This window comes from Desulfobacterales bacterium (assembly GCA_030066985.1).
Lineage (GTDB): Bacteria > Desulfobacterota > Desulfobacteria > Desulfobacterales > JAHEIW01 > JAHEIW01.
Map to the genome: position 1 here is coordinate 37,304 of JASJAN010000020.1, position 25,304 is coordinate 62,607.

General features: G+C 49.8%; 24 protein-coding genes. 3 read left to right on the plus strand and 21 right to left on the minus strand.

Annotated features, from left to right (window positions below; all coding sequences use genetic code 11):
• The first annotated feature begins 266 nt into the window (after positions 1 to 266).
• Positions 267 to 890: a DUF3786 domain-containing protein gene (locus QNJ26_11260; GenBank protein MDJ0986113.1), complete on the plus strand. Its 624-nt coding sequence runs from the start codon at positions 267 to 269 to the stop codon at positions 888 to 890.
• A 103-nt stretch (positions 891 to 993) separates the two neighbouring features.
• Here QNJ26_11260 and QNJ26_11265 read toward each other — a convergent pair whose 3' ends face one another.
• The gene (locus tag QNJ26_11265) at positions 994 to 2,487 is read right to left on the minus strand and encodes a DUF438 domain-containing protein (protein MDJ0986114.1); all 1,494 of its coding nucleotides are present in this window, start codon (positions 2,485 to 2,487) and stop codon (positions 994 to 996) included.
• A gap of 114 nt (positions 2,488 to 2,601) precedes the next feature.
• Here QNJ26_11265 and QNJ26_11270 point away from each other — a divergent pair, with 114 nt between their 5' ends.
• Together QNJ26_11270 and QNJ26_11275 are read left to right on the plus strand one after the other, a co-directional pair.
• The gene (locus QNJ26_11270) at positions 2,602 to 2,934 is read left to right on the plus strand and encodes an antibiotic biosynthesis monooxygenase family protein (GenBank protein ID MDJ0986115.1); all 333 of its coding nucleotides are present in this window, start codon (positions 2,602 to 2,604) and stop codon (positions 2,932 to 2,934) included.
• Positions 2,935 to 3,203: 269 nt separating this feature from the next.
• Positions 3,204 to 3,869, plus strand: a complete 666-nt coding sequence (locus QNJ26_11275) for a hypothetical protein (protein ID MDJ0986116.1) — start codon at positions 3,204 to 3,206, stop codon at positions 3,867 to 3,869.
• A 112-nt stretch (positions 3,870 to 3,981) separates the two neighbouring features.
• Here the strand turns inward: QNJ26_11275 and nrfD (QNJ26_11280) are convergent, their stop codons facing one another.
• The 20 genes from nrfD (QNJ26_11280) to QNJ26_11375 form a co-directional block, all read right to left on the minus strand.
• Positions 3,982 to 5,232: a polysulfide reductase NrfD gene (nrfD, locus tag QNJ26_11280; protein MDJ0986117.1), complete on the minus strand. Its 1,251-nt coding sequence runs from the start codon at positions 5,230 to 5,232 to the stop codon at positions 3,982 to 3,984.
• Positions 5,233 to 5,247: 15 nt separating this feature from the next.
• Positions 5,248 to 6,219: a 4Fe-4S dicluster domain-containing protein gene (locus tag QNJ26_11285; GenBank protein MDJ0986118.1), complete on the minus strand. Its 972-nt coding sequence runs from the start codon at positions 6,217 to 6,219 to the stop codon at positions 5,248 to 5,250.
• Positions 6,220 to 6,228: 9 nt separating this feature from the next.
• Positions 6,229 to 6,798, minus strand: a complete 570-nt coding sequence (locus QNJ26_11290; protein ID MDJ0986119.1) for a hypothetical protein — start codon at positions 6,796 to 6,798, stop codon at positions 6,229 to 6,231.
• Positions 6,799 to 6,870: 72 nt separating this feature from the next.
• A complete protein-coding gene (locus tag QNJ26_11295) occupies positions 6,871 to 7,551 on the minus strand; it encodes a hypothetical protein (protein MDJ0986120.1) in 681 nt (226 codons plus the stop codon).
• Complete coding sequence (locus QNJ26_11300; GenBank protein MDJ0986121.1) at positions 7,551 to 9,860, minus strand: molybdopterin-dependent oxidoreductase; 2,310 nt, start codon at positions 9,858 to 9,860, stop codon at positions 7,551 to 7,553. The genes QNJ26_11295 and QNJ26_11300 overlap by 1 nt, the downstream gene beginning before the upstream one ends.
• A 23-nt stretch (positions 9,861 to 9,883) precedes the next feature.
• Positions 9,884 to 10,114: a hypothetical protein gene (locus QNJ26_11305; protein MDJ0986122.1), complete on the minus strand. Its 231-nt coding sequence runs from the start codon at positions 10,112 to 10,114 to the stop codon at positions 9,884 to 9,886.
• Positions 10,115 to 10,503: 389 nt separating this feature from the next.
• Positions 10,504 to 11,403 (minus strand): sulfite exporter TauE/SafE family protein, encoded by a 900-nt coding sequence (locus tag QNJ26_11310; protein ID MDJ0986123.1) that lies wholly within the window; start codon positions 11,401 to 11,403, stop codon positions 10,504 to 10,506.
• Between the two features lie 30 nt (positions 11,404 to 11,433).
• Positions 11,434 to 12,012, minus strand: a complete 579-nt coding sequence (locus QNJ26_11315; protein MDJ0986124.1) for a rhodanese-like domain-containing protein — start codon at positions 12,010 to 12,012, stop codon at positions 11,434 to 11,436.
• A 4-nt stretch (positions 12,013 to 12,016) separates the two neighbouring features.
• Positions 12,017 to 12,358 carry a LysR family transcriptional regulator gene (locus QNJ26_11320; protein MDJ0986125.1) on the minus strand — a complete coding sequence of 114 codons (342 nt, stop codon included), beginning with the start codon at positions 12,356 to 12,358 and terminating at the stop codon, positions 12,017 to 12,019.
• A gap of 202 nt (positions 12,359 to 12,560) precedes the next feature.
• Complete coding sequence (gene moaA, locus QNJ26_11325; protein MDJ0986126.1) at positions 12,561 to 13,553, minus strand: GTP 3',8-cyclase MoaA; 993 nt, start codon at positions 13,551 to 13,553, stop codon at positions 12,561 to 12,563.
• Positions 13,554 to 13,830: 277 nt separating this feature from the next.
• Positions 13,831 to 14,856, minus strand: coding sequence for a molybdopterin-binding protein (locus tag QNJ26_11330; GenBank protein MDJ0986127.1), 1,026 nt, complete (start codon positions 14,854 to 14,856; stop codon positions 13,831 to 13,833).
• A 75-nt stretch (positions 14,857 to 14,931) separates the two neighbouring features.
• Positions 14,932 to 15,672: an FmdE family protein gene (locus tag QNJ26_11335; GenBank protein MDJ0986128.1), complete on the minus strand. Its 741-nt coding sequence runs from the start codon at positions 15,670 to 15,672 to the stop codon at positions 14,932 to 14,934.
• Between the two features lie 357 nt (positions 15,673 to 16,029).
• Positions 16,030 to 16,341, minus strand: a complete 312-nt coding sequence (locus tag QNJ26_11340) for a carboxymuconolactone decarboxylase family protein (GenBank protein ID MDJ0986129.1) — start codon at positions 16,339 to 16,341, stop codon at positions 16,030 to 16,032.
• 119 nt (positions 16,342 to 16,460) lie between these two features.
• Positions 16,461 to 17,051, minus strand: a complete 591-nt coding sequence (locus tag QNJ26_11345; protein ID MDJ0986130.1) for a molecular chaperone TorD family protein — start codon at positions 17,049 to 17,051, stop codon at positions 16,461 to 16,463.
• A gap of 391 nt (positions 17,052 to 17,442) precedes the next feature.
• Positions 17,443 to 18,558, minus strand: coding sequence for a polysulfide reductase NrfD (nrfD, locus tag QNJ26_11350; GenBank protein MDJ0986131.1), 1,116 nt, complete (start codon positions 18,556 to 18,558; stop codon positions 17,443 to 17,445).
• Positions 18,559 to 19,287 (minus strand): 4Fe-4S dicluster domain-containing protein, encoded by a 729-nt coding sequence (locus tag QNJ26_11355; GenBank protein ID MDJ0986132.1) that lies wholly within the window; start codon positions 19,285 to 19,287, stop codon positions 18,559 to 18,561.
• A gap of 10 nt (positions 19,288 to 19,297) precedes the next feature.
• A complete protein-coding gene (locus QNJ26_11360) occupies positions 19,298 to 21,877 on the minus strand; it encodes a molybdopterin-dependent oxidoreductase (GenBank protein MDJ0986133.1) in 2,580 nt (859 codons plus the stop codon).
• Positions 21,878 to 21,915: 38 nt separating this feature from the next.
• A complete protein-coding gene (locus QNJ26_11365; GenBank protein ID MDJ0986134.1) occupies positions 21,916 to 22,320 on the minus strand; it encodes a hypothetical protein in 405 nt (134 codons plus the stop codon).
• 399 nt (positions 22,321 to 22,719) lie between these two features.
• Complete coding sequence (locus tag QNJ26_11370) at positions 22,720 to 23,094, minus strand: helix-turn-helix transcriptional regulator (protein ID MDJ0986135.1); 375 nt, start codon at positions 23,092 to 23,094, stop codon at positions 22,720 to 22,722.
• A gap of 7 nt (positions 23,095 to 23,101) precedes the next feature.
• Complete coding sequence (locus QNJ26_11375; protein MDJ0986136.1) at positions 23,102 to 25,300, minus strand: sigma 54-interacting transcriptional regulator; 2,199 nt, start codon at positions 25,298 to 25,300, stop codon at positions 23,102 to 23,104.
• Positions 25,301 to 25,304 lie beyond the last annotated feature (4 nt).

Sequence of the window (25,304 nt, forward strand, 5' to 3'; positions counted from 1 at the left end):
TTTGTTTCGGCACTTTCCGGATGAAAGTGCCGAAATTCAATCCGCTTCGCGGAAATAAATTATTTATCTTTAGAGTCCGTGTACACTGAGAGTAGCTTATTGTATCATTTCTCTTGATGCCAAAAGAAATTAACTTTCTGCCGATGGGCTGACAGTTTGTCTCCCGACAATGTCGTCGGGAGAAAAGATTTGTCTGTGTAAGTCTGTGTGGGTCTGTGGCGAAAAAACGCCTTTGCGTCTTTGCGTGAGGCCATCAGAATGTCGCTATGAACGAAAAATCGACCGTATTTGAAGAAACGTACTCAAACTATCTGGCCCGGATTGCCAAGCTGGATTTTGCCGAAATTTCCGGGCAGCTGGGGGCTGAAATGGCTGGTGAGGAGCTGGTTATTCCTTTTTTCGGAAAGCCTTACCGGATATCCAAACAGGGTCTCAGCGACGTCTCCAGCAACCGGCCTGATTTTTCGGCCTGTGTTGTACTGTTCAAATACCTGCTGCTGTGCCCGAACCATGATTCCATTGAAGATGACTGGGTGACGTTCAAGGATTTTAAGGACGCAGCACCTTTTGCCGGTGCATTCATCAATTATACCGAGACACCGCTGGCCGACCATTTTGCAGGAGACCTTGCGCGGCTTGAAGCTGCTGCCCGGAAGCTTAATGGCCAGCCACCAGACGCAGAATTCCCTTATGATCTAAGCGTGCAGTTTCCGGCCCTGCCAAAAGTGCCGCTATTGATGCTTTTCAATGATGCCGATGAAGAGTTTGGCGCCCGCTGCGCGGTGCTGTTTGAAAGACGCGCTGAAACTTACCTGGACATGGAATGCCTGGCCATGCTGGGGATGCAGCTGTTTGAACGGTTGAAAGATGCAGCAGACAGCAAAGTTTAACTATTTCGTGATAAGTAGCAGCACCTGCCAGGTCAAGCCGGAAAACGACCCTTCAGGACCCCGGTAGGACCATTCTGGCCGGAATACGACAGATTATGAGCGCCTATTCCCAGTCCAGCAGCCGCTGTTGGCCTTCCAGTTTGCGGATTTCGGTCAGGTTCTGGCTGACCTCCAGACATCCCCGATAATACCCGTTGTTATCCCGCACGGCAAAATAGCGGATATAAATGAATTTGCCGCCCAACTCAATCCAGAATTCGGCCGTGTCCCGTGCGCCGGATTTAAAGGCATCCAGGATCTGATTGACCAGATGAACGCTTTTAGGCGGGTGGCAGTTGCGGACCTCGCGGCCGATGATGGCCGGGCTGCGTGGGAATATGCGCTCCGGCCCTTCCGAATAATAGGCCACCCGGTCGTTTTCATCGACAAAAGTTAAGTCCACCGGCAGGTGGGTGAGCATCAAATTGATCTGCTCCAGGGTCATGTGTCCGGTATCCAGCCCCAGCGCTCCGGCGACATCCTCAACAACCGCTTCCGGCTCGGGTACAGGCGCTTCGGTTTCCTTGATGATATCTTCGGGCCAGCCCGTATCCGGCACTACCCAGGCAAAACCGATATCGGCTTCACCTTCTTTGACCTTGATCCATTCCTGATCGGAAAGCATATCCAAGCTGGCCGGATAAAGAATGTGCTCTTCTTTGTAGATCATATCCCGGATGGCCTGGATGGCTTCTTTGAGCGGTGCGATGGTGCCCTCCGGTTCCGACTGGGCAAATGCCTCCCGGGCCTGCTTGAGGCTGGCGCGAATATCGTCGTGGATCGACCACATCACCTGAGAGGGGCCTGTAAAATGATGCGCTTCGAGCATCGGGAAAAGCTGGTTTTCCTTGCGGGTGTAGTGGGTATCGATTTCCGATAGCCGTTCAATCTGGGCCCCCAGCGCCTGACTGTTTTCTGAGAAGGCTTCCGGTTTGGGCGGATGGCCGATGCGACCCAGGAGCATGCTGGTCTCAGACATGATCTTTTCCGATGCACGGTTTTCCTTCATAAAGGTGTGAATCGGATGCCCCATCGGAGGATCCGGTCGGTCCTTCTCCTCAAGGGCCTCTTTAAAGATTTCCACATGAACATCGCACAAGCGCTTGATTTCTTCAGCGGGCAGGCCCTCATCCATCAGGGCCTGTTCCATTTTGGCGATTTCAGTTGCTTCCACCCCTTTGATCAGCTGGTTGAATCTCTCTTTGACCGCTTCAAAGTCTTCACCATCATGCAAGGACTTGATAATTTCCTTGAGTGCCATCTGCTTTTCCACAGGGTCGCTGATACCGCTGTCGGTCCCGTCAGGTGCTGGTTCAGCGTCTTCGGTGGGTGTGCCCGCCTGCCGGTCGATTTCTTTGGTCAGCGCTGCTAAAAAATCGTCCAGGTCAAGCCCGCCAATACCGGCGACTTTGCCGAGGGTGGCGACTTTGCCGATGGTTTTGCGCATAATCGGATTTTTAAGGCCCTTGAATTTGGGTGACATTGTCACCAGAAACTCTTCCAGAAAAGGGTATTGTTTCAGCAAATCATCGATCTTGGTATTGGCGCTTATTCCCATGACAAGCTCTCCTTTTACATTTACCATCCATTTTAAAATAAAAATGTTGGATATTTCCCTTGATCCTAATGTGTATTATATTCATTTAAATGAAAACACAAGCAGGAGGTCAAGATGGCGATCGATGTTATGATTAAAAGAAAGGTGAAACCCGGCCGTCAGGCCAAGGAGCTTGTGCCGCTTATCCTGCATCTAAGAGCCCTTGCAACATATCAACCCGGGTACATCTCCGGTACAACATTAAGCAATTTAGAACACCCAGATGAATGCCTGGTGGTTAGCCGATGGGAGTCGATTGACGATTGGAACCGCTGGCGGCAAAGCTCGCAAAGAACCGAAATTGAGCAAAAAATTGAGGCGCTGACAGGTGAGAAAACTGAATACAATCTGTATGCCCCCATGGTCGCCCACACAGATCTGGAGCAGACATTCACAAAAAAACGCTGACAGCTAAATATAACCCTGATTTTTTGCTGCTCAACAGGTTATCAATCAATTAAATAAGCAGTTGACAAGATTTTATCTCTTTCTGTAGTATGTCACCGTGGGCTAATCATGACCTGGAATACAATATGTCCGCTAACTTGCGCTGTGTTTTAATTCTTGCTCCTTGCCGAATCCTCTCAGTGCTTGAAGACGTTTTTCTACGCTATAACCTCATTGCCACCCAAAATTATTGGCTAACTCGCAAACTTTGAAGAGGGGGGGACCAAATTATGCCAGTCAAATTTAATCAATATTGGTCAGTCGACTTTGATAAAACCGAGGATTATGAAAAATATATCATTCGAAAATTCATCCCCGGAATGAATAAACTCGGGCTTCATATCGTTGCCGGTTGGACAGTTTTGGTTGGTGGCAAAAGTGAACTCTTTCTTGAAGGAATCAGCACCGATTTGGATAAACTTGAAAACGCGCTGCGAGATAAAAAATACAGGGAGTTAAATGCCGACCTGCAAAATTACGTTCGCAATTACAGAACAAAAGTTCTGGTAGGGACCGGAAAAAAAGATGATTATTCCAAGGATGTTAAGGCCAATACGGTTAAATTTAACCAGGCCTGGAATATTATCAGTAAAACCAAAGATCAATACGAAGACTATGTCATCCAGACCTATTATCCATGCCTGGAAGAGCTGGGGATTAAAGTGGCCGGCGAATGGGAAGTCTTTATTGGAGAAGGGCCGCACATCTTATGCGAGGGTCGGGCTCAGGATACCGATACAGCCACTTTGATCAGCAATCTCAGGAGTGAGAAGTTTCAGAAAGCCAAACACGGTTTGAGGCAATTTATTGAAAATTACGAAAGCCGTATTTTCATCTTTCACATTCAAAAGATCATCGGTTACAAATCCGCCAGCTATGAGATGATTTCCTTTTAAATAGCTGTTTAGAAATTTATTGTCATAAACAAAAAAGCCCCTGATTAAAAACGATCTTTTGAAATCAGGGGCTTTTTTATTTCACCGATTGGAAACGGCTGTACCGTCTATACTATTGCCCCTTTTCGTAGCGCTGTTCAATGATAAGCGCCGGTTTGAGCAGCAGCGAGACCACAAAAATTCCCAGGGCCAGAATCCCGAGCGTAATGCTGACCTCCACCCAGCTGGGTGCGTAATTGACGACTTCCCCCAGTGGTGACGGCACCAGGCCGGGTACGATCAAACCGATGCCCTTTTCGATCCAGATGCCTAAAAACAACAACGCACAGGCCGGCACCAGTACTTTAGGGTTATTTTTTCCCGGGTTAAAGGCCATTGTCAGGGTGCCGATGACATTCATGACAATGGCTGTCCAGATCCAAGGGACCAGAGCTGAATGGCCCTGGAGGCCAAAATACAGATAAATGGCCGGCTGGCTGTGATGGGTGGGCAGGTAAAATTCTTTAAAGACCTCGGAAAAGAGCATGATCAGGTTAATAATAGCCGCTACCACGCTGATGCGCCTGATTTTGTTAAAGACCTGATCTTCGACCCGGAATGATGTCGTGGATTGAATGATCACCAGCACGATGATGATCAAGGCCGGTCCGGCTGCAAAGGCGGACGCCAGAAAGCGGGGGCCCATTAACGGATTGTTCCAGAACGGCCGGGCCGGCAGCCCCTGGTACAAAAAGGCGGTTACCAGGTGGATGCCAAAGGCCCAGAAGATAGAGAGAAAAATCAGCGGCAGATATAATTTTTTTATGGGCTCGCGGTGGTAATAATGGCAAAACAGGATATAGGCCGGTACCAGCAGGTTCAACACCAGGTAGCCGTTTAACACCAGCACGTCCCAGGTCAGCAAAGAGGTCGGCCAGTTAAACAACCCGATGATGGGTATCATGTGCCAAGCATTCCAGGGGGCGCCCAGATCCACAAAAACAAACATCAAACACATCACCAGAGCGCCGATGGCAACAACCTCTCCAACAATGACCACCTTGTGCAGATCTTTGTCTTTGAAGATGTAAGACGGCAATATGATCATTACGGCGGCGGCAGCCACGCCCACCAGAAAGGTAAAATTGGCGATGTAAAAGCCCCAGCTGACAATATCCGACATATTGGTAACAGCCAATCCGACATTGATTTGAACAAAATATGCATAGACACCCAGCACCATCAAAGCCATCAGAATACACAGATAGATCTGATAGATCAGACCGCCGGATAGGCTCCAGGTGATCACATCTTTAAAAAATGCGATGACCTCATTGATAATGGATAATTTATGCGTCACTAACTTTTCTTGGGTCGTTTCCATAGGGCCTCTGCTGGTTTAATCGACAAAATACCAGAATTTGGGGTCCGTTCCCAGATCCTCTTTCCATCGGAAAACCTTCTTGTTTTTAAGGACAAATCTGATTTCACTGTCTGGATCTAACAGATTTCCAAACACCCGGGCACCGGTCGGGCAAGCTTCAACACAGGCGGGTAGCCGTCCGGATCGGCTTCTTTGCACGCAAAAGGTGCATTTTTCCATCTGCCCCCGGCCGCGCACACGGTTGCCCAGATAGTGTTGCTTTTTGGTCATTTCCTCCTTGGGCACAACCGGATCGTTCCAGTTGAACCGCCGCCCGTAATAAGGGCAGGCGGCAATGCAGTAGCGGCAACCGATACACCAGTCATAATCGACAACCACAATGCCATCTGGTTCCTGCCAGGTGGCCTTGGTGGGGCAGGCTTTAACACAAGGGGCGTTTTGACAGTGGTAGCATTGCACCCCCATGTAGAAATGATCTTCGACCGGCACCTGGTGATAGAATTGGCCATTACCTGCCTCCGGGCTCATCTGACCGTGCTCCATCTCAAAAATGCGGATATATTGCATGTTGGATTTACGGTCGAGGTTGTTCTCCTTCACACAGGCCGCCACACATTCCATATACCCTTCACAGCGGGTGACGTTAAAGGCATAACCGAACAGAACGCCGTCAATCGGCGCTGTGGAGCTCATCTGGATGTTGACCCCTCTTTGGATCTTGGCCAGGCGTTCAAGACGCCGGACCGTCTCATCTTTTTCCTCCTGGGTCATGAGCTGGTAGTGCTTCTTAAAATATTCCTTCCAGCGCAATGACAGCTCTTCTTTGGAGCCCAGCATGCTGCTGCCGCCGCATCCGGCCAGCATGGCCGCACCACCGAAAGCAGCAGCTTTGGCGGCGCCTTTCAGAAAATCTCTTCGGCTGCGCGGTTTGGCCTGTTGACAGTTTTGTTTGTCCGTCTTCTGGCAGATAGTATTTGGGGGACTCATGCTGTTTCCCTATTTGCTTTTGCTCAACGGCGGTGAATAGATAACCGGCCAGCGCTTTTTAAAGCGCGGTGAATGGGGGTCATGACAACCGGTGCAGTTTTTGACCACCCGTTGGCCGGCCCAGTAGGAGATGCGCTTGCCATGGGCGCCACCCACCCAGTCTTTTTTCTGTCGGAAGTGGCACTGGCCGCACATCTGGTAGCTGTGATCCATATCGATTTTTGTGCCCTGTTCGGTCACCAGAAAATCGCGTTCATCTTTTTTATGACAGGTATAACAGGCCAGGGGGCGCGATTCGCTGCCGTGCTTGAGAATAATTTCACCATGGGCGATTTCAGCGGCCCGTGTCACCTTGACCGGTTTGTTATTGTGGCATTGGCTGCATTTGAAACGCTGCATCTTGTCCTTGCGGGTTTCGACCCAAAAACGCCCGCCCTGGTACCGTTCGGTCACCAGAACAGAAGGTATCGGAAGTGACAGCGCCGCATCGACCTGCTTTTCATCAAAAGGCGCAGTTGCATTTTTGTAGGTCTCAACGACGCCCCCGCCAGCAGTGAAGGCAGCGCCCGCAGGGATCATGATTAGCAGCGCCACCCATATCCAACAGAGCCAATGATTTAAGGTTGGTGTTTTCATATCAAACCCGATCGGTTAAGATTTCGGTTTTCTTTGCCACGGCGGCGCATTGGTTTCCGGCACGTGACACTGCCGGCAATTGCCCCGTGACGGGTGCTCCACTCGTATGGTCGCAACGGTTCCCGGTCCCACATGACAGGCGATACAATTCCCTCGGTTTTGAATATCATGCGGAATCGGCAGCGGTGCACCCGGAAGGGACGCACGTCCCAAACGGGGTGGCGCCACGCTCATCCAGTCAGTTTCAATAAACAGATTGGCCTCGGTAACGGTAACATGGCACTGTCGGCAGGCCTCCTGTTCGGGGTGCGGCGTAACGGGCGTATTCTTTTTGAGCTCTTCCGTCCAGCCGCCTTGGAGGTGGCAGGTGAGGCACTCGACCGGGGCCAAATCCGGCTCTTCGACCTTATGGGGAATCAGCGGCGGTGACCCGGGATACTGTCTGAGAGCGTAGTATTCCTCGAGCGTGCGACCGGTGGATGTGCCTTCCAAGTAGTCCTTGGATACCTGATCGTAGTTTACAAAGATGGTTTTTCCACTATCGTCAAAGTTCATGTCCTGAGATTCCGCGACCGTGGTTTGCGTCCCTTTCGGCTCGGAAGAAAAGGCCGAAAATACGATCAGCGGTAATACCAAGATGCAGATCCCGGCGAATATCAGAAAAACCTTTCCCACTTTCTGGTCTGAGTTTTCCATTATACTCTCTCCAATTTAACCGCACATTTTTTATAATCCGGCTGTTTGGATATGGGGCAAAATGCATCCAAAGTGGCCTCGTTGATTAAATAGCTTTCGTCAAAGAAAGGTACAAAAACCATTCCACGGGGCGGACGCCCGCGCCCATTGATGCTGGCTTTCATGGTCACCGATCCCCGGCGAGAGGACACCTTGACGTTGCTGCCGTTGGTGATCCCCAGGCGGTCGGCATCATCGGGGTTGATTTCCACATAGGCCTCAGGGACCGCTCGATGAAGGAGCGGCACGCGCCGGGTCATCGAGCCCGTATGCCAGTGCTCCAGGATGCGGCCGGTATTAAGCCAGAAGGGGTATTCACTGTCAGGTGACTCTGCCGGCGGCTCATATGGCCTGAGCCATATCCAGGCCCGTCGATCCGGTTTACCGTAAAAATCAAAAGAATCTCCTTCAGCCGCCGGGTCGTATTTGGCATTATAGCGCCATTTGGTCTCGATTCCGTTGACATACGGCCATACGATCCCGGATTTGGCTTTAAGGTCGTTATACGGCGCCATGCGGTGTTTGGGGTTGTCATGGAACTGGATGTATTCATTCCAGATGTCTTCAATGTAGGTTTCTTCTGACCATGGGAACTGCTTTTCAAATCCCATGCGACGGGCCACCTCGATGATCTGCCAGGTATTGCTCATGCAATCTCCTGGCATGGGAATGATCTGCTCGTTGTGCTGGGTGCGCCGCTCTGAATTGCCGAAGAATCCTTCGCGCTCGATCCACAGGGCGGCCGGCAGGATCACATCGGCCACATCGGATGTGGGGGTAGGATAAATTTCAGATACCACGATGAAGCGCTCGTCTTTTTTAGCGCCGTCCCGGTAGCGGTTTAGGTTGGGCATGGTCACCATGGGGTTGGTCACCTGGATCCACATGAAGCGGATATCGCCGCGATCCAGCGCCCGGAACATTTCAACCGTATGATAGGTGGGCTTGGGATCGATATTTTCCACCGGCACATCCCAGATCTTGGCCGCCAGCTTGCGGGCGCCTTCTTTCATGACCACACCCTTGGGCAGCTTATGAGTCAGGGTGCCGACTTCACGTACTGTGCCGCAGGCGCTGGGTTGCCCGGTTAATGAAAAGGGGCCATTGCCCGGTAGGGAGATTTTGCCCACCAGCAAGTGGCAGTTGTAAACAAGGTTGTTAATCCAGGTGCCCCGGGTGTGCTGGTTCATGCCCATGCACCAGTAGGAAACAATTTTTTTGTCCGGGTCTCCGAATAAGGAGGCCAGGTATTTGATATCTTTGGCCGGCACACCTGATATTTGTTCTACTTTTTCCGGTGTATAGTCTTCCAGGAAGGCTTTGTAGGCTTCCCAGTCGACGGTTTCGGCTTTGTCCTTGAACTTGAAATGGTCCTGGGTGCCGTAACCGATGTTGGTTTTACCCTTATGAAAAGATACATGTTTGTTGACAAAATCCCAGTTGACCCAGTCATTGCGGACGATTTCATAACAGATGGCGTTGGCCACCGCCAGATCGGTCTGGGGCTTGAAAAGAATGGATTTGTCCGCTGCCTGGCTGGTGCGGGTGGTGCGGGTGGCAAAATCGATAATCTTGACGTGGTTTTTGGCCTTGCGATTGGCAAGCATTCTGGAAAACAGCACCGGATGCATCTCGGCCATATTGTTGCCCCAGGTGATGAAGACATCGGCGTGATCGATGTCATCGTAGCTGCCCATGGGCTCATCCATTCCGAAGCTGGTGATAAATCCGGTGACAGCACTGGCCATGCATAGACGGGCATTGGCTTCCAAATTGTTGGTGCCGATACAGCCTTTAAACAGCTTGGCGGAGACGTAGCCGTCGGTAATCGACCATTGCCCGGAACCGTACATGGCCACCGAATCTTTGCCGTGGCCTTTGATGGTTTCCTTCATTTTGCTGGCCACCAGGTCAAGGGCTTCTTTGAGGGGTGTTTCCACCATCTGGCCGTTTTTGCGTACCAGGGCCTTGGTGATGCGATCATTGCCATAAAGGATCTGGACGGAATGATAGCCTTTGACACAGCAAAGCCCCTTGTTGACCGTACAGTTGGGATCACCTTTGACGGCTACGGCGCGATCTCCGGAAACACCGACCAGAAGGCCGCACCCGGTGCCGCAAAACCGGCAAGGCGTCTTTTTCCATTCAATTCCCCCCGAACCCACAGTATTCCAGGCGCCGAAACTGATTCCCGGAAACAGTACCGCAGCAGAAGCGACTGCGCTTTGCAACGCGGCGGATTTTATGAAATCTCTTCTGGTAATGTCCATTTGCTTGCTCCTTTTGTTGTCCTCTATTGATCCGAATGACCAAAGGTCATGCCAAGGGATTCCAACGATTTTATGGTTTTAAGCTGTTCCTGCAATTTTTTTTCGGTGTCTTCATCCGGTGTGTCGGTGACCAGAATCAATACCTCTTCATTTTCGGCCGGAGTTACTTCACAGAATTCCAGGGCGGCAAGGTCTTTGATCAGTTGTTCTTTCGAACCCGATACAGGATATGCCAGATAGCTGAAGACCGGCATACATGCTCCTTAATTAGAATGTGTGATGGGGGTCTTCATCAAGACCCGATTCATGCTGGCAGGTGGATTGATCAACAAAACGATTCACCCATAGGGGTGTTTTAAACGCGTATTCGACTATTTATTTGAAATTAAAGTATTTAATATCAGTTAGTTGTATCGTTTTATGATAATGTGAGCGTTATGGCAGATTGAGAAAAAAGAGCCTATTTCTGAGCTTTATCGATTTGTAACAGCCTCACCCAGAAAAAAAATTGACTTAAGTCAAGTATTTCATACTAAAACGCTATGAATTAGACGGGGCGTGTAGGAGATGATCGTTCAAAGACATACGAGGTGGTGATCGTATTGATCCGATGCATTACAGGTGCATCAGCGCGACAATCATCTTAGATATTTAAAAACTGTAGAATATATTTGAAGGCGACAGCTGCAATCACGCCTCCGAGCAGCAGCTTTATCCAGCGGGCAGGCACATATTTTTGTAAGCGGGCTCCCAGGTACATCCCCAGTAAACCGCCCACACCAAATAAAATCCCCAACAACCAGTCTGGAGCCGCTACCGCCCCATTGATGGGAATCAGGCTGTAAAAGGTTACGCCGGCCAATGATGAAACAAAGGTTCCCAGCAACACTGCGCCGGCAATGGCATACACCGGCAGGCCAAAAAACGTAATTAAAAACGGCGCAATAATCGAGCCGCCGCCGATACCATAAACCCCGCCGATGATGCCCACTGCTAAGGCCAGACCGAGCAGTTTGGTCGTGGCAAATGAATAGGTGGTGCCCTTGAAATCAAAGTGGCTGGTTTTGATTTCAATCGATGCAGCTTTAACCCGATCGGTGATGGAGCAATTTTGGGCCGTCGCAATAGTTGCACCGGTAAATGCTTCTTTTAGTAGTTTTATAGCGATGAACAGCAACACGCAGCCGACGAAAAATTTGAAAATTATCGGGTTCGGCAGATAGGTGATGCGCAGGTAATAGCCGATGAAAACACCGGGGATGATGCCGGCGACAATCAACAATGCCAGCGGCCAGACAAAACGGCACTCGCGAGCGTAACGGTAAACGCCGCCAGGGGTGCCAGTGACATTGAACAAAAAGTTGGTGGAAGTGACCGAAGGAGAGGTGAATCCCAGAACACTCATTTGAAAGGGCAGCAGCAAAAATGCCCCGGAGATGCCACCCATGGAGGTAAAAAAGGATATGCCGAAGGCCACCAGCGGTGGGATTAATATATAGGTTTCAATTCCGGAAATCGGAAATGTAAATGTTAAAAATTCCATGCGAATTGATTTTAGGCTATATGCGCTGTTTTAGGGACGCTGGGGAATCCATATGAGTTGAGCGTTTAGCTGATCCGTCCAGGGAAGGCCTGAATTTTTCCAGCCGTTTTTCAAACGTTTGCCATGCATAGAGCTGGCAGGATCTTTAACGCGATCGCCCTCGAAGCCATCGGTCACCGAATAGGCCTTCTTAAAACCGGCCGCAGCCATAAGATTTACGGCGGCGGCACTGCGGTTGCCGGAACGGCAGATCACCAGAATGGTATCAGAGGTTGTGAATTTCTGGCTGACTTCAGCCATAAAGTTCTGATTGGCGATCATCAACGGCCCTTTGTTCTGCACGGCCATCTGATAATTAAACAATTGAAGGGGAATATTGTATGCCATGGCGGGATGACCGACAAAAACGTATTCTTCCGGCGTCCGGACGTCCAAAATTTTGATTTTGTTCTGGCCGGCGTGCCACATTTGATAGGCTTCCTTGGCCGTTGCGTAAAGGCCGAGGACGGTCTGCTTCTGGGGCGGTAAAGATGTTTTTGCCAGCGATACCGGCAGCCAAACCATCAGCATGAATATGGCGATCATTAAAAGAATAAGTTTTCTGCGCATATCGTTATCTCCCTGTTTGCCTGAAAATACCGCTGAAAATTTCATCATCGGCCGACATGCATTGCGCTTTTAACTGTTTGTACTTTTTTAGCAGGTTTTTACCATCCTGAGATAAGCGCGATCCCTCTTTGCGATCGGTATGCACGATGCAGGCATTCATGTGTTTCTCAGTCGCTTTAATCTTGCTCCAGACGGCTTTATACGACATTTTCATCAATTTGGCGGTCTGATTCATTGAGCCCGTCTGATCAATGTGCTCTAATATCTTAGCGCGGCCTTCGCCAATAATGATATTGTTGTCGGCATCTACAATCCACTGGCTGGATCTTAATTTGAATTCTGACATAATTATAAACCTGCTTGTGATTAAAGGAACTGTGCTTTAACCACGAAGAACACGAAGGGCACAAAGGTTAAAAAATTAAAACAGAAAAGATATCTTCGTGTGCTTTTTCCCTTCGTGGTTAAAATATTCCTTCATAATGTTAAAAATATACAATAAGCTTGCAAATTGTTTTGATTTTTTTCTACACGCAATCTGACGCCGGCTAGCCGCCGATGGCGCGCATGGCCCGCCCGCAGGTATTTTTATGGTTTTTTGTGTTTAAGTGGTGACCGATTGGTTTATCGGCCACAGATTGTCGGAATATGCCGACGATATCCTTCTGGGTGGCCCCGGTTCTCAGTGTCGCTTTAATATCGATTTCCTCTTGCGAAAACAGACAGGTTTTGATTTTACCATCCGCGGTCAGTCGCAGGCGGTTACATGAACCGCAAAAATGCCAACTGATGGGTGCAATAAAACCGACTTTGCCGATTGCCCCCGGAAGCTTGCAAAGCCGAGCCGGCCCGTACGAATCAGTGGCCGGTTCGATTTGAACGCAGTCAATTTGATGGATCCTTTTCATAAATTTTTCAACTGGAACGAACAGTGATTCATAGTCGCCGTAGGCCGTGCTGTTGGTGGGCATTAGCTCAATAAAGCGCACATGGTAAGGTTTGCTCAAGGTTAAGGCAGCCAGATCTTCAATTTCATCATCATTGATGCCGCGCATAACCACGGTATTGATTTTGATGGGGTCCATCCCGATTTGTTGGGCACGTTCGATACCGGCCAGCACACGGGGCAACCAGTCGTATCCGGTAATTTTTTCAAAGCGTTCCGGCCTAAGGGTATCCAGGCTGATGTTGATTCTGCGCACACCGGCTTTAAACAAAGGTTCGGCCATTTCTGCCAGATACACTCCGTTGGTCGTCAGGGCCAGGCTTTTTAAACCTTCCAGACGGGATAGCATTCGACAAAATGCAACCACGCCTTTGCGGACCAGCGGCTCACCACCGGTGATACGGATTTTGGTTATACCGGCAGCGGTTGCCGCCCGGGCCACCTTAAGCATCTCCTCGTAGGTTAAAATTTCTGAGCGCTCCAGATGATCGCGGCCCGAAAACGGTGTGCAGTAGGTGCATTTCAAGTTACAGTGATCGGTAATCGATATGCGCAGGTAGTCAATTTTTCGTCCGTATCCATCCACTAATTTCATTTCTGCTTATCCTCTTAGAGCGTGCAACAAATCCGAAATACGAAGTTCGAAATCCGAAACAAATTCAAAAACCATAAATTCGAATGTTCAAAAGCCGCGGTTCGATTTGTAAATTATTTAAATACACCCTGGTAAAAGCGGTTTGAAAGCCTTGGCTCGGGTTCGAGGACAAGGCGCGAGCCGATTTGAAAGTGGAGCATACACGGAAGTATTCGAGCATTTCAAATCGGCTGGTAACGCAGTCATTCGGACGCGAGATGAGGTTTTGAAGCCGCTTTCATTTGCCAAATGGGCAATGGGGATAAGTGCATTCAGTACAATCACGACATAATCCTCCGTGGCCCAGAAACGCCAGCTCTTTTTTGCCGATTTTCTCACCGGCCAAAATGCGCGGCAGCACCAAATCCAGCACGGTGATACGGTGAAACAGGCCGCAGGCCGGCACTCCCAGTAGCGGCACATCTCCCACATAAGCCACCAAAAACATGGCACCGGGCAGCACTGCAGCGCCATAGTGCATCTCACCAGCTCCGGCGGAACGGATTCCCAGACGGGTGACATCATCCGGATCAACGCTCATGCCACCGCTGAGCAGCAGCACATCACAGCCCCGGTCCAGATGGGAGCGAATGGCATCACGGATCAGGTCGGCATCATCCGGTGCAAAAGCCACTGCAGCCACCTCTGATCCCAGGCCCTTGACCTTTTCAGCCAGTATCGGCTCAAAGCGGTCTTCGATCAGGCCGTTGTAAACCTCATTACCGGTAATCACCAGGCCAACTTTGCCCTTGCGTAGAGACTTGACGGTCAGCACAGCCCCATTCTGGCGGGCAATGGTGGCCGCCCGTTCGATGGGCGCTTTTTTCATGATCAGCGGAATGGCGCGGGTGGCTGCGACCTGTTGCCCCTTTGTGACCAGGGTGTGATTGTGGAGGGTGGCGCACATCACCTCATCAACCATATTAAAGGCCGCCAGAGCAGCCGTATCAACGCTAAATAGACCGTCTTTTTCGGCCAGCAGTTTTATCTTGCCCTCCCGCGGCTCGTCCTTCCAGACAATGCCGTCACCTGCCAGGGCATCAGCCAAAATGGCGGCGGCCTGGTCCTCATGGATTTCGTCATCCTCCAAATCAATGACATAGAGATGATTTTTGCCCATTTTTTGAAGCCGGCACAAATCCTCGTTGCAGACCGTATGCCCTTTATGAAAGGCAGCGCCTTTGAATTCACCCGGGCGAATTTCGGTCATATCGTGAGCCAGTTTGCTCCCTATTGCATCTTTTAGTTTAACTTTTTTCAGCATTGTTGAGCTCCTATGGATCGGGTCGCATCAAATTTACGCAAATGGTAATTGCGCGGGCGGGAATAAATCCCGCCCCTACATTTCGTGATTTTGACCAAGGTAGGGGCGGGGTTTATCCCCGCCCGAAATCGTTTTGGTCGTCATCGCAGTTTTGCGGATTTGTGTAACGTCGCTTTCCGGTTTCCAATTCATATCCGGCCAGGTGATCTCCCGGGCATCTGTAAAATAACATTTCTGTGCACAAGGTTTGCAAAGCACCTGGTCATTTTCAATGACCTCGCGCTGATCGCGCACAACCTGGCCGCAGCGGCTGCAGGAAGCCTTGAAGCGAGTAGGCCCGGGCAAGTCACAGTCATCTATTTTCACCTTGACCTGCTGGACGCGAAAAAGTACGCCATCCGGCATCCGTTTGTAGGCTGCCAGCTGCTGCAGGTATTTTTCCGAGATCTCAGGTGCGTAGGCAGCGGCCAGGTCGCGGGCTTCTTCGGTGGAGACCACCCGAAAGGCTTTGCCGGTTTCCAGGTTGACAAAAGTGGCCGCCATAATACCGTAGTCCATAAATTTCAGTGAACGCCGCCCCAATTTAACACCGGTGACATGCGCCACCGCATCAGCGGTGCAGCGGTCCATCTCCACATAGATGATCAGTTTCTTAATCTGATCCCGGCGTCTGGGCTCAGTGAGGCCGATCAACCGACAGCCCAGCATGGCCAATCGCACACCGACCACCTGCCCCGGGCAGAGGTGCCCGTGAGTGTCGGCGGAGCTTTCTAGCAATACCTCAAAAGGCTCCATGTTGGTCTCGTCCTTTCTCATCTTGGTGCCAGTTAACAGATGATAGGGGTTAAAGGCTAAAGTTAAATAGTTGATTGGTTGAATGGTTAATTTGTCAGAGGATCTAATCCATTTTAACGAATCAACCACTCGACCAATTAACGAATCGACTAAACCCAGTGACCATGATCTAACAAAAAGTGATCAACAGCCAAAAACCCTGAACCTTTGAACCTGGAACCCCGGACCTGGGGATGCTTATGTTAAAATTAACATAACAAACGTTAAAAAAAATGCAAAATTCACAGAGCACCAAAATATAATCTAATGCTCATTTTAAGTAGAGTCATTGATCTAAATCAAAATTACTGATGATGTTGAAAAATTGCTTTTTGGTAATCAGGCGCCTTCTAAGACTTCATTAACCCACCCCATGGCCGCAATCATGTTTGGAAAACCAATGGTGGTCAATGACAATAGCACCACATGGGCGATTTCGTCCTGGCTGGCACCCGATTCCAGCGCCTTGCGGGTCTGCGACATCACCGCCCCCCGGGAATTGGCGCCAATGGCAATACCCAGATTGGCAAGATCCTGATATTTTTTCTCCAGCGGCCCGGACTCGCGGCAGGTCTTGCCCAACTGTTGAAATTCTTTGAAAACTTCCGGAAATTTAGTCGAGAACTTTTCGTAAATTTTGGGAAGATACATGATCGCTCCTTTGCTCATTATTTTGCGTGTAATATTGAGGTGATATCAGCATCCCCTTTACACCTGGAGCGAATTTATTTCAATGTGTTTTTTTAATCAAGCAGTTCGGAATCCAGCATTCAACATACCACCTGATAATTTACCTGTAAAAACGATTGGGTTGCTTTTGCCAGATTCGGGTAAAACGGATTTTCAGCATTTTCGATAATGTTTTCAGCAAATTCCGGTACCCAGGCCATGAGGTGGTCTTCCAGAAATGATTTCTGCTGCTGAATGAAACCCATTGCTGTTTCGGTGTCTGAGTCGGCGAAGGCTTCGATTTCCTTAAAAATTAAATAATACATGAATTCAAGTTCAGCCGAGATGTGGTCGGGGGCATCTTTAAAATTTTTGGACGTGTCCAATCCAGCGTCGCGGTATCTGCTTCTGACATCCAGTGTCGAGTCGCCCATCATTTTTCTTTCGGTGTCTAAATACACCGATCCGTAAGGCGCAGCCAACAGCTTATATGGGCCTACAAACAGTTTAGCAAAATCAACCCTTATCGACTCGAGACGATCACCGGTTTTAAATTCTTTTCGCATATTTTGGACTGATTGAACCGCAGTTTCACATACTTCGGCCATACTGGATTCAAGATTTTCCAATTTTTCAGATAGGCCCGGCTCAGGAATAAAATAACAGTCACTCAACAGCCTAAACGCTTTCATCCTCGACGCTTCCTGGTTCAACATGTTTTTCGTTTTCATAACTGTCCTTAATATCAAAAACCTGAATTTGCATGAAAATAGATGAGAACCTTTTAATTATCATAATGCAGCAGATCTCATCAACAATGCTGTAAAGGGCCTTTCATTTCATATATAAATCGGATGATGGTCATTTTTATTTCTCATCTATTTTCACCCTTGGAACAATGCGGCGAACCGGAGCCTCCCATATGCTGCGTTATTCAGGGCGAAGCATAGTTCACTATCGCTTAACCCTGAAGTGCCTTGCCTATGGAAACCTCCGAATCGTGCAAGATTCAGGTTCAAAGCGGTTGAATTTTGGCGATGCCGGCCCGACAGCAGCCGGCATCGCATTTGTGGTGTTTTTAAGCTACTCCGGTACGTCTGACAATTTCAGGTTGCGTTCTCCCAGGGTGTATACGAACAGCAAAACGGCCAGTGCCGACACAAAAACAAACACCTCCCAGATCGTGGGCCAGTAACTGGCAAACGGGGGTTGTCCTTCGGCCTTGGGACCCGTGGGCATCACCAGGCCGCTGAGCACCATTTCCAGTCGGCCGGCAAACATACCGACTAGAAACAAAACAGCGGCAGTAACTTTTCCCCAGGTGGCTTGTCGCACTGCCGGCATGGCAATCAGCACAAGCGGGATGACCAATCCAACCCATAATGCCAGGTGGTACCAACCCGAGCTCAACATATGGCGAAAACCTGCAAACTCGACTGCTGTGGCTGACGCGCCGCCAACGATTGTTCGCCAGATGAAAAAGACTAACGTCAAAATCGTAACAACGCCAAAGAGCTTGCTAAGGTCATCGTAAAGGTTTTTGTCTCCTTCGCTCAAGGGGATTTTCGCAAAATGATGGTAGGCCAGGCTGAATAACAGCACGGCTGCCAGTGCGCTGGCGAATCCGGTCAGCGGAAGATACATGGCCAAAAAGTTTGCGTTGTACGCCGGCCTTGCATCCGGAAGCCCAAAGAGCCAGCCCAGTGCAGTGGAGGTGGCAATTGCGACGATGAAGGTGAATACACCAAGCCCTTTGCTGACACCGGCTTTATGCATTTTGCTAAATGATAAGAGCAGCACAACCAAATAAAGCCCGTAGAGCATACCCAGCCACCAGAGGGGTGAGGCAAAGTTTGGCGAAATTAAATAATAGACAGCGTTCCACGGCGATCCGAGATGTAAAAACAAACAGGTAAAAGAAGCCATCAACACGGCAATTTCCAGAAATGCCGTGCGTTTTTCAAGGGGCTGGTAGCGTTTGATACCAAATACGACGGGAATGGACGAGACAAAGGCCAGCCCGGTGCTAGTCAGCGAAAAAAACACATAGGCTGCGATGGGCATGGTCCAAACCAGTATATCTGTCTTGGCGTACAGGACAAAACCGGTGCCAATTAACACTCTGTAGGCTGTGAGCAGACCCAGCAGGATTCCCAGCAAAAGCAGGCCATACCACAATTGGATTTTAATGGTTTTCATCTATACCCCCCCTTTCGTTCTCTGATAGTGTGCAGGATTAAAGCTGCGAATATAATAGACGTTCGGCTCGGTGCCGAGCCGCTCTTTGCGACGGTACGGTTTATATTTCCCCAACAGCCGGTTCACCTTGCTGTCCGGCTTTTCCAGATCGCCAAATATCCGGGCATCGGCGGGACAGGCCTCCACACAGTAAGGAATTTCGCCCACCTTGATTAGGTGGTCGCAAAAGGTGCACTTTTCAACCACGCCCTTGGGTCTGTTCTCTGGAAGGGTTTTTCCCCTGGCCGGATTGCTATAGGGCGTTCCGTTTCCGTTGTTGACCTTCTGGGCCATTTCTTTCGGGGAGCTGGTGCCGCCTTCAATGACCGGCTTGGGATCCCGCCAGAATTTGTGGGGGGCCTGCCAGTTGAAATAAATGACCTCATAGGGGCAATTGTACATGCAGTACCGACAACCGATGCATTTGTCGGGATCATGCACGGTGATGCCGTTATCCAATTTGTGCATGGCCGTTGTCGGGCAACCCGTTACGCACGGGGCGTTTGAACAGTGGTTGCAAAGCGTTGGCAGATAGTGAAACCGTACATTCGGAAACGTGCCGGAAGTCTCAGTTATTTTGCTGGACCAGTAGATGCCCTCCGACACATTGTTCTCATTTCGACAGGCGATGCTGCAGGCCCCGCACCCGACACATCGCTGTAAATCTATTACCATTGCATATTTAGGCATTGTTCACCTCCTAAACTTTTTCGATTTTAATTCGTGTGGTCGCATAAAACGCCGTGCTCCCACTCAAGCGATCGTATTGAGCCGGGATGAGGTCGTTGCTGCTGCCACCCCGGGGCACTTTGCCGAATACTTTGGACGCCACCCGCCCATAGGCCCAGTGGCCCTGGCCGTAACACTTGGCAATCGTTCCGGGCCGGACGCCTTCCCATAAACTTGCCGTACAGGTCAGGCTTCCGGTTGGAGATGTCAGCTTGACTTTATCGCCATTTTTGATGCCAAGCGGCTTGGCGTCTCTGGGGTTGATCTTGGCCACATCTTCCCAGGGCACATCACCGGGATCTAGATCCTTAAAATCATAATACCAGGTGCAGTTGGCCGAACGGCCCTCGCGGTTGAGCCTAGATTTGTAATCCACATGGATGAATGGAAAATCTTTTTCATCTCCGGCAATAAATGCTTCTTCATAATGCGGCACAAACGCCATTTCACCCCGCGCCAGATAGTTGCAAACTTCCAGAACATGGTCGACGGTGGTGTTATGCTTTTCCGCATGCTTCTCCAGAGCAGCCTTCAACGTTTCACTGTAAAATTCAAACTTTTTGGTTTTGGTTTTCATGTTGCTCCAGCGCTTGCGATACGGATAGGGATTAGAATTCCAGACGCCGGCTTTGAGAAAATCCTCCCAGCCGTTGAATTTGTCACCCCCTTTGTATTTGGCCGGATCCCACAGATTCTGGGTGGCATATTTAAGGGAATAGAGCGCAAATTCTTTCTCGTTGGTCGGGGCTTTGCCCGTTTCCGGATCTTTGTAGGTTTTGTAGTGATCGAGCAGATTACTGAATCCTTTTTCATTTAACTTTTCGGCGAGGAGCCAGGGAATTTCGGTCTCATCGATCTTATAATCGCCGGTCGGCTCGATGATCGGCTGCATAAGCGTTACGTGCCGGTATCCGTTCCCGTGTGCCTTGACATAGCCCCATTTTTCGAACATGTGATGGGTATCGGGCAGCAGGATATCGGCAAACCAGGAAAACTCGGAGGCGTTGGTGGTGATGTGCACCAGAAACGGTATCTTGGCCAGGGCACGCTCCCAGCGCTCCGGCTGCGGGCAGGAGAACGTAAAGTTGTTCATGTATCCGATGGCCACTTTGATATCATTGGGATCCTCATTTAGGATGCCGTCGGCCGCATTGTTGGTGACCACGCCTTTGCCTGATTTTCCTTTGTTCAACGCGGGAAACTCCAACCGGCCGCGCTGGTCGATTTTTTTATGCTTTTTACCCTTTTTGGCGATCTCATCCATAAAATCATCGGGTTTCGGAAATTTCGAGGTATATTCTTTGTTGGTTATTTGGGTACCGCCGACGTTGTCCACCGCCCCGACGAGTCCGTTTAAGGCATGCACCGCCATGGCGGCATATCCGCCGCGCACCTGCATGCAGGGACCGCCACCGAGCCACGAAATGGCATGCGGGGCCGCCTGGCCGTAACCGATGGCCACCCGTTTGATCTGCTCGACCGGCAGGTCGGTTATTTTGGCGGCCCACTCCGGTGTTTTGTCTTTGAGCTCCAGGTTCCACCATTGGACAATACCGTTGGTGTGTTTTTCTTCGAAGAGTTCCGGATCGAGTTCTTGGCCGGCTATAAAGCGGTTGTCACCATCAAAAAAATCGCCGACAAAATCTTTGTACCAGAGCCCCTCGGTAAGCAGCACATGCGCGATGGCAACCGCCAGGGCGCCGTCGGTACCGGGTTTGAGCGGCAGCCATTCATCGGCTTTGGCGGCCGTGGCTGAAAGCCGGGGCTCGGCGATGGCAATTGTGGCCGAGTCAACCGCATCTCCCCAAACCGCGGAGTAATACGAGACCTGCCGGTTGGCCGCCAGGGGGTCCGCGCCCCACAAAAGAATATACCGGGCCCTTTTAACATCATACTGTCGGTATCCCCAGTAACCCTCTGTATAATATGGTCCGAATTTTTCCGCTTCCGCACAGATCGCACTGTGGGAGATGTTGTTGGGTGAACCGATAACTTTGGTCATGCGATCATAGAGGACATCACGCATGTACGAATAACGACCGCGCATGAGCATATACTTGTGAGTTTCATTGTTCTTTCTAAGCTCCATGATCTTATCGGCGATCGCGTCCAGGGCTTCATCCCAGGAAATGGGCACAAATTTCGGATCTTCGTTGCGTCCTTTTTGGGGGTTGGTCCGTTTCATCGGGGTTTTGATCCGATCCGGGTCATATACCTGCTGCAGGGCAAGATGGACTCGCGGACAACTCGCCTCTCCATTGACCTTTGAATTCGGATTGCCCCGAACCTTTACCGCCCGCCCGTCGACGACATACACCTGTTTGGAGCACCAGGAGGTACATCCCTGGCAGGTGGCTGCTTTCCATTCGCCAACTCCACCGCCGGTGTTCTCGCTGGCTTCTGCCAGCGACCGCAATGTGGGTTTTACGGTTGCGCCGAGGGCAATAGCGCCCCCGGTGGCGGCTGAGGCTTTTTTCATGAAAGATCTTCGCGACATTCTGAAATCATTCAGAAAATCTTTCAGCATGCCTTCTTTTTTGTTTGGTTTCATCTCCAGATTACCTCCCTTCCGATTTGCCTCCTTAAGTTTTAAAGATCCTTAAGGAACTGATTTCTTGTGGGTTTGGAATTTGCGTGATTTTCTTCAATCGAGCGTAACCAGAAAAAAAGTTCGTCTGCATCAATCGGCCGGCTAAGACAGGCATAAATATGCTGGCTGATGGCATCTTTTAATTCGGGATGAATCGGCTGGCCGGACAAGCAAAAAAAGGTGACATTCGGGAAATTTGTGGTCAATTCCCTTATGATACGATTGTCGGCTGGAACCGTGTCGATATCCCAAAAAATTGCCCGGCATCCGGAATCTTTTATGAGTCGGTCTAAGTTGTGAGCCGACGCCTTCTCTATTGCATTAAATTGGCTCGCCTCCAAAAGCTTGCAAAGCTCCCGGCGTTGTTCCTTGTTGGCATCGATCACCATAATTGATTTTTTCATTCGTCCAATTTCTCCTGGAACGAATTCGGCAGGGAATTAGGAAAAAACAACAGGCGTCACTGCCACAACGTAGCAATCGCTGTGCCAAAACAAACCCGCAATAGTCCGAGGACCGTTTCGGGAATAACAGTTCGGCTGCACAAATCATAACCATTTGATACTAATAAAAAAAATGATTTATAGAAAAAATAGAGAGTGAAAATTTATTTGTCAAAGAAGGGTTTTTAACTCGCAGAATGGATGTCAACTTGTTCGAAATGCAGACAGCAAAAACAGCCTTTTAGGTTAATTATATGAATATTAAAGGGTTAGCTGTGTACGATTTCCGGACAGCTTTTACGGTGGCATACACTTATTGGGGTGTCGGGACAGTGAGGGTGTCGCTAAAAGAAAACCAAATTATAATATTGAGCTAAATACCTGACACGATTTGCAAATTTTCATTTTTTCTTGCCAGTTTTTTTGAACCGAACCCTCACAAACAGTACCATTTATGAGCCAGCAAAGATCCCCGGATCCAAACTCCCAGGCGGGGCACTGACGCCTTTGCTCAGCGGAGCATTTTTTTACCGTCCAGCAGGGTTTTTTACCCCCGGCTTTTTGTTCGGATCTGAAAAGCAGAAAATAGAACTGCCGCTCGACATGGACCGGCACCGTTCGCCAACCCTGCTCGTAGCTGTGAATGGCTTTCAGTGATGTGCCCAGAAGTTCAGACATCTGTTTTTGGGTTTTCCCCAGTCGCTGGCGGTATTTTTTAAATTCGTTTTTATTCATAACTTACCTAATGAATTGTGGGTTTGTGAATCTGATATTTTTTGATTTTTTCATACAGCGTGCTGCGGCTGATTCCCAGCTGTATGGCGGCCTTTTTTTTGTTCCAATCGCACTCTTCCAGAACTTCCAGCAGCAATCGCTTCTCATTTTCAAAGATCGTCCCTGAAGTTTGTGAAAAAACGGGTGGAGCGGCATCGCGAACCGCAGAGGGCAGATCTGATATGTCAACACTGCTCCGTTTGGCTAAAACGGCTGTATGCTCGATGCTATTTTCCAGTTCGCGCACATTACCCGGCCAGGGGTAATCCAGGAGCAGACGCATGGCCTCCGAGCTGAAATCCTGAATCTCTTTATTCTGCTCAACTGCAAAACGGCTCAAAAAATGACGCGCCAGCAGCGGAATATCGTTACGACGTTTTCTTAAAGGGGGCAGGTGGATCGGAATCACATTCAGACGATAGAAAAGGTCCTCCCTGAAGCTGCCGTTTGTCACTTCCTTTATCAGGTCCTTATTGGTTGCGGCCAGAATTCTGACATTGACCTTGAGCGTTTCCTCGCCGCCGATACGCTCAAATTTCTGGCTTTGCAGTACGCGCAACAATTTTATCTGGGCTGAAGGGGCAATTTCTCCGATTTCATCTAAAAATACCGTGCCGCCATCTGCCTGTTCGAAGCGTCCGGATTTTTGGCGGATCGCGCCGGTAAATGCGCCTTTTTCATGACCGAAAAGCTCGCTTTCCAGCAGGGTTGCCGGATAGGCGGAGCAATTAATCACGACAAACGGTTTGTATTTTCGCGGGCTCTGTTGATGAATGGCCCGGGCAACCAGCTCTTTCCCGGTTCCGCTCTCACCCTGGATCAGAACCGTGGCATCGGTGGGCGCGATATCTTCAATCAAACGATAGATGTTTTGCATCTGGGGGTCTTTACCGATAATCCCGCTGAATTCGGCGCTGTGCTCGATGCGAGTCCGCAGGGCCCGAATTTCTTCTTCCTGGATCACCGAGCGCCGAATTGCCCCTGCCGTCTGGTTTAATATCAGATCGATAATATCCAGTTCTTTGATAACGCAGGCACAGTTTCCGGGGCAGGCGATCAGCATGGCGCCCTGCAGTTGCTCTTCATGAAAGAGCGGGAAGCTGACAACCTGTTTTGCGGACTGAAAAGGTTCCGGCAGAAAAATGGTGAGGGCAGGATCGATGGGCAGAAATTCCATTTTTTTCGTTCTAGACAAATACGCGGCAGCTTTTTGAGAGACGGTCTTATCCAGGGTTGAGGATAGCGTTTCAGACTGCAGAAACATATTTTTGCGGTTGCTGCTGAAAATCAAAAGGCACATATCTTTGCAGGTCACGATGCCCTGCAGTTCTTTGATCAGATAGCGGCACACATCCTGCAGATGGGTCAGGGCGCCGATCTCCTGGGCTATGGTAAATGAGGTGCGTGTTTGCCGGTGAGCGCGGTCGAGTTCCGTGGTTTTTTCTTGAAGCCGCTGCGTGTAGTCTTTGATACCGGAAACCATGTGATTGAAGGCGGCGGTCAATTTACCGACTTCGTCCTGACTGTGCAATTCAACCTTAACATCCAGATTGCCCGCATCGATTTTTTCGGCTGCCTTGGCCAGCACTGCCAGCGGGCCGGTAATTCGCTTGATAAACAGAAGGCTACCACCCAATGCCAACAGAAGAATAGCCAGCGTAAGCCCGCTCATCTGCAGCCACAGTTGAAATACCTGGTCCCGATAGAATTTCTCGGTAACCCCAAGGCGCAGCAGCCCGGCTTTGCCTGAAAATATGGGCCAGGCGATGTCCAGATAATTTTCTCCCTCGGTTGAAACGATTTCTTGGAAATGGCCGTAATTATCCAGGACAGCATCATTGGCATCCAGCAGCTCCAGGGGAATACCCTGGCCGAAGGTATGCGCCAGAACCTGGTTGTCGCGAATGATAAACAGATAGGCAACCATGGGATTGCTGCGCATCTTGTAATCCAGCATTTTTTGCAGGGCGACCCGGTCGTTGGTCAAAATTTTGTCGGTGGCATTGAGCTCGATTGTATGGGCCAAGTTCTCAGCCTGGGCGGACAACGACTGAAACAGACTGCTGCTGTACCGCTGGGAGACGAGTATTGAGATGAGCAAACCGCTGCCGATGACCAATAACGAGACCGCCAAAAGGAGTTTGCTTTTTAAGCTGAGCGGTTTCATAAAA

Bases quoted from the DNA above. Each gene is read 5' to 3' on its own strand.
- QNJ26_11320 (MDJ0986125.1), bottom strand. From the start codon at position 12,358: ATGTCAGAATTCAAATTAAGATCCAGCCAGTGGATTGTAGATGCCGAC.
- QNJ26_11290 (MDJ0986119.1), bottom strand. From the start codon at position 6,798: ATGATCCCTGCGGGCGCTGCCTTCACTGCTGGCGGGGGCGTCGTTGAG.
- QNJ26_11295 (MDJ0986120.1), bottom strand. From the start codon at position 7,551: ATGGAAAACTCAGACCAGAAAGTGGGAAAGGTTTTTCTGATATTCGCC.
- QNJ26_11260 (MDJ0986113.1), top strand. From the start codon at position 267: ATGAACGAAAAATCGACCGTATTTGAAGAAACGTACTCAAACTATCTG.
- QNJ26_11310 (MDJ0986123.1), bottom strand. From the start codon at position 11,403: ATGGAATTTTTAACATTTACATTTCCGATTTCCGGAATTGAAACCTAT.
- QNJ26_11315 (MDJ0986124.1), bottom strand. From the start codon at position 12,012: ATGCGCAGAAAACTTATTCTTTTAATGATCGCCATATTCATGCTGATG.
- QNJ26_11270 (MDJ0986115.1), top strand. From the start codon at position 2,602: ATGGCGATCGATGTTATGATTAAAAGAAAGGTGAAACCCGGCCGTCAG.
- QNJ26_11275 (MDJ0986116.1), top strand. From the start codon at position 3,204: ATGCCAGTCAAATTTAATCAATATTGGTCAGTCGACTTTGATAAAACC.
- QNJ26_11345 (MDJ0986130.1), bottom strand. From the start codon at position 17,051: ATGAAAGCGTTTAGGCTGTTGAGTGACTGTTATTTTATTCCTGAGCCG.
- QNJ26_11305 (MDJ0986122.1), bottom strand. From the start codon at position 10,114: ATGCCGGTCTTCAGCTATCTGGCATATCCTGTATCGGGTTCGAAAGAA.
- nrfD (MDJ0986117.1), bottom strand. From the start codon at position 5,232: ATGGAAACGACCCAAGAAAAGTTAGTGACGCATAAATTATCCATTATC.
- QNJ26_11335 (MDJ0986128.1), bottom strand. From the start codon at position 15,672: ATGAGAAAGGACGAGACCAACATGGAGCCTTTTGAGGTATTGCTAGAA.
- nrfD (MDJ0986131.1), bottom strand. From the start codon at position 18,558: ATGAAAACCATTAAAATCCAATTGTGGTATGGCCTGCTTTTGCTGGGA.
- QNJ26_11365 (MDJ0986134.1), bottom strand. From the start codon at position 22,320: ATGAAAAAATCAATTATGGTGATCGATGCCAACAAGGAACAACGCCGG.
- QNJ26_11285 (MDJ0986118.1), bottom strand. From the start codon at position 6,219: ATGAGTCCCCCAAATACTATCTGCCAGAAGACGGACAAACAAAACTGT.
- QNJ26_11370 (MDJ0986135.1), bottom strand. From the start codon at position 23,094: ATGAATAAAAACGAATTTAAAAAATACCGCCAGCGACTGGGGAAAACC.
- QNJ26_11355 (MDJ0986132.1), bottom strand. From the start codon at position 19,287: ATGCCTAAATATGCAATGGTAATAGATTTACAGCGATGTGTCGGGTGC.
- QNJ26_11340 (MDJ0986129.1), bottom strand. From the start codon at position 16,341: ATGTATCTTCCCAAAATTTACGAAAAGTTCTCGACTAAATTTCCGGAA.
- QNJ26_11265 (MDJ0986114.1), bottom strand. From the start codon at position 2,487: ATGGGAATAAGCGCCAATACCAAGATCGATGATTTGCTGAAACAATAC.
- QNJ26_11360 (MDJ0986133.1), bottom strand. From the start codon at position 21,877: ATGAAACCAAACAAAAAAGAAGGCATGCTGAAAGATTTTCTGAATGAT.
- QNJ26_11300 (MDJ0986121.1), bottom strand. From the start codon at position 9,860: ATGGACATTACCAGAAGAGATTTCATAAAATCCGCCGCGTTGCAAAGC.
- QNJ26_11375 (MDJ0986136.1), bottom strand. From the start codon at position 25,300: ATGAAACCGCTCAGCTTAAAAAGCAAACTCCTTTTGGCGGTCTCGTTA.
- QNJ26_11330 (MDJ0986127.1), bottom strand. From the start codon at position 14,856: ATGCTGAAAAAAGTTAAACTAAAAGATGCAATAGGGAGCAAACTGGCT.
- moaA (MDJ0986126.1), bottom strand. From the start codon at position 13,553: ATGAAATTAGTGGATGGATACGGACGAAAAATTGACTACCTGCGCATA.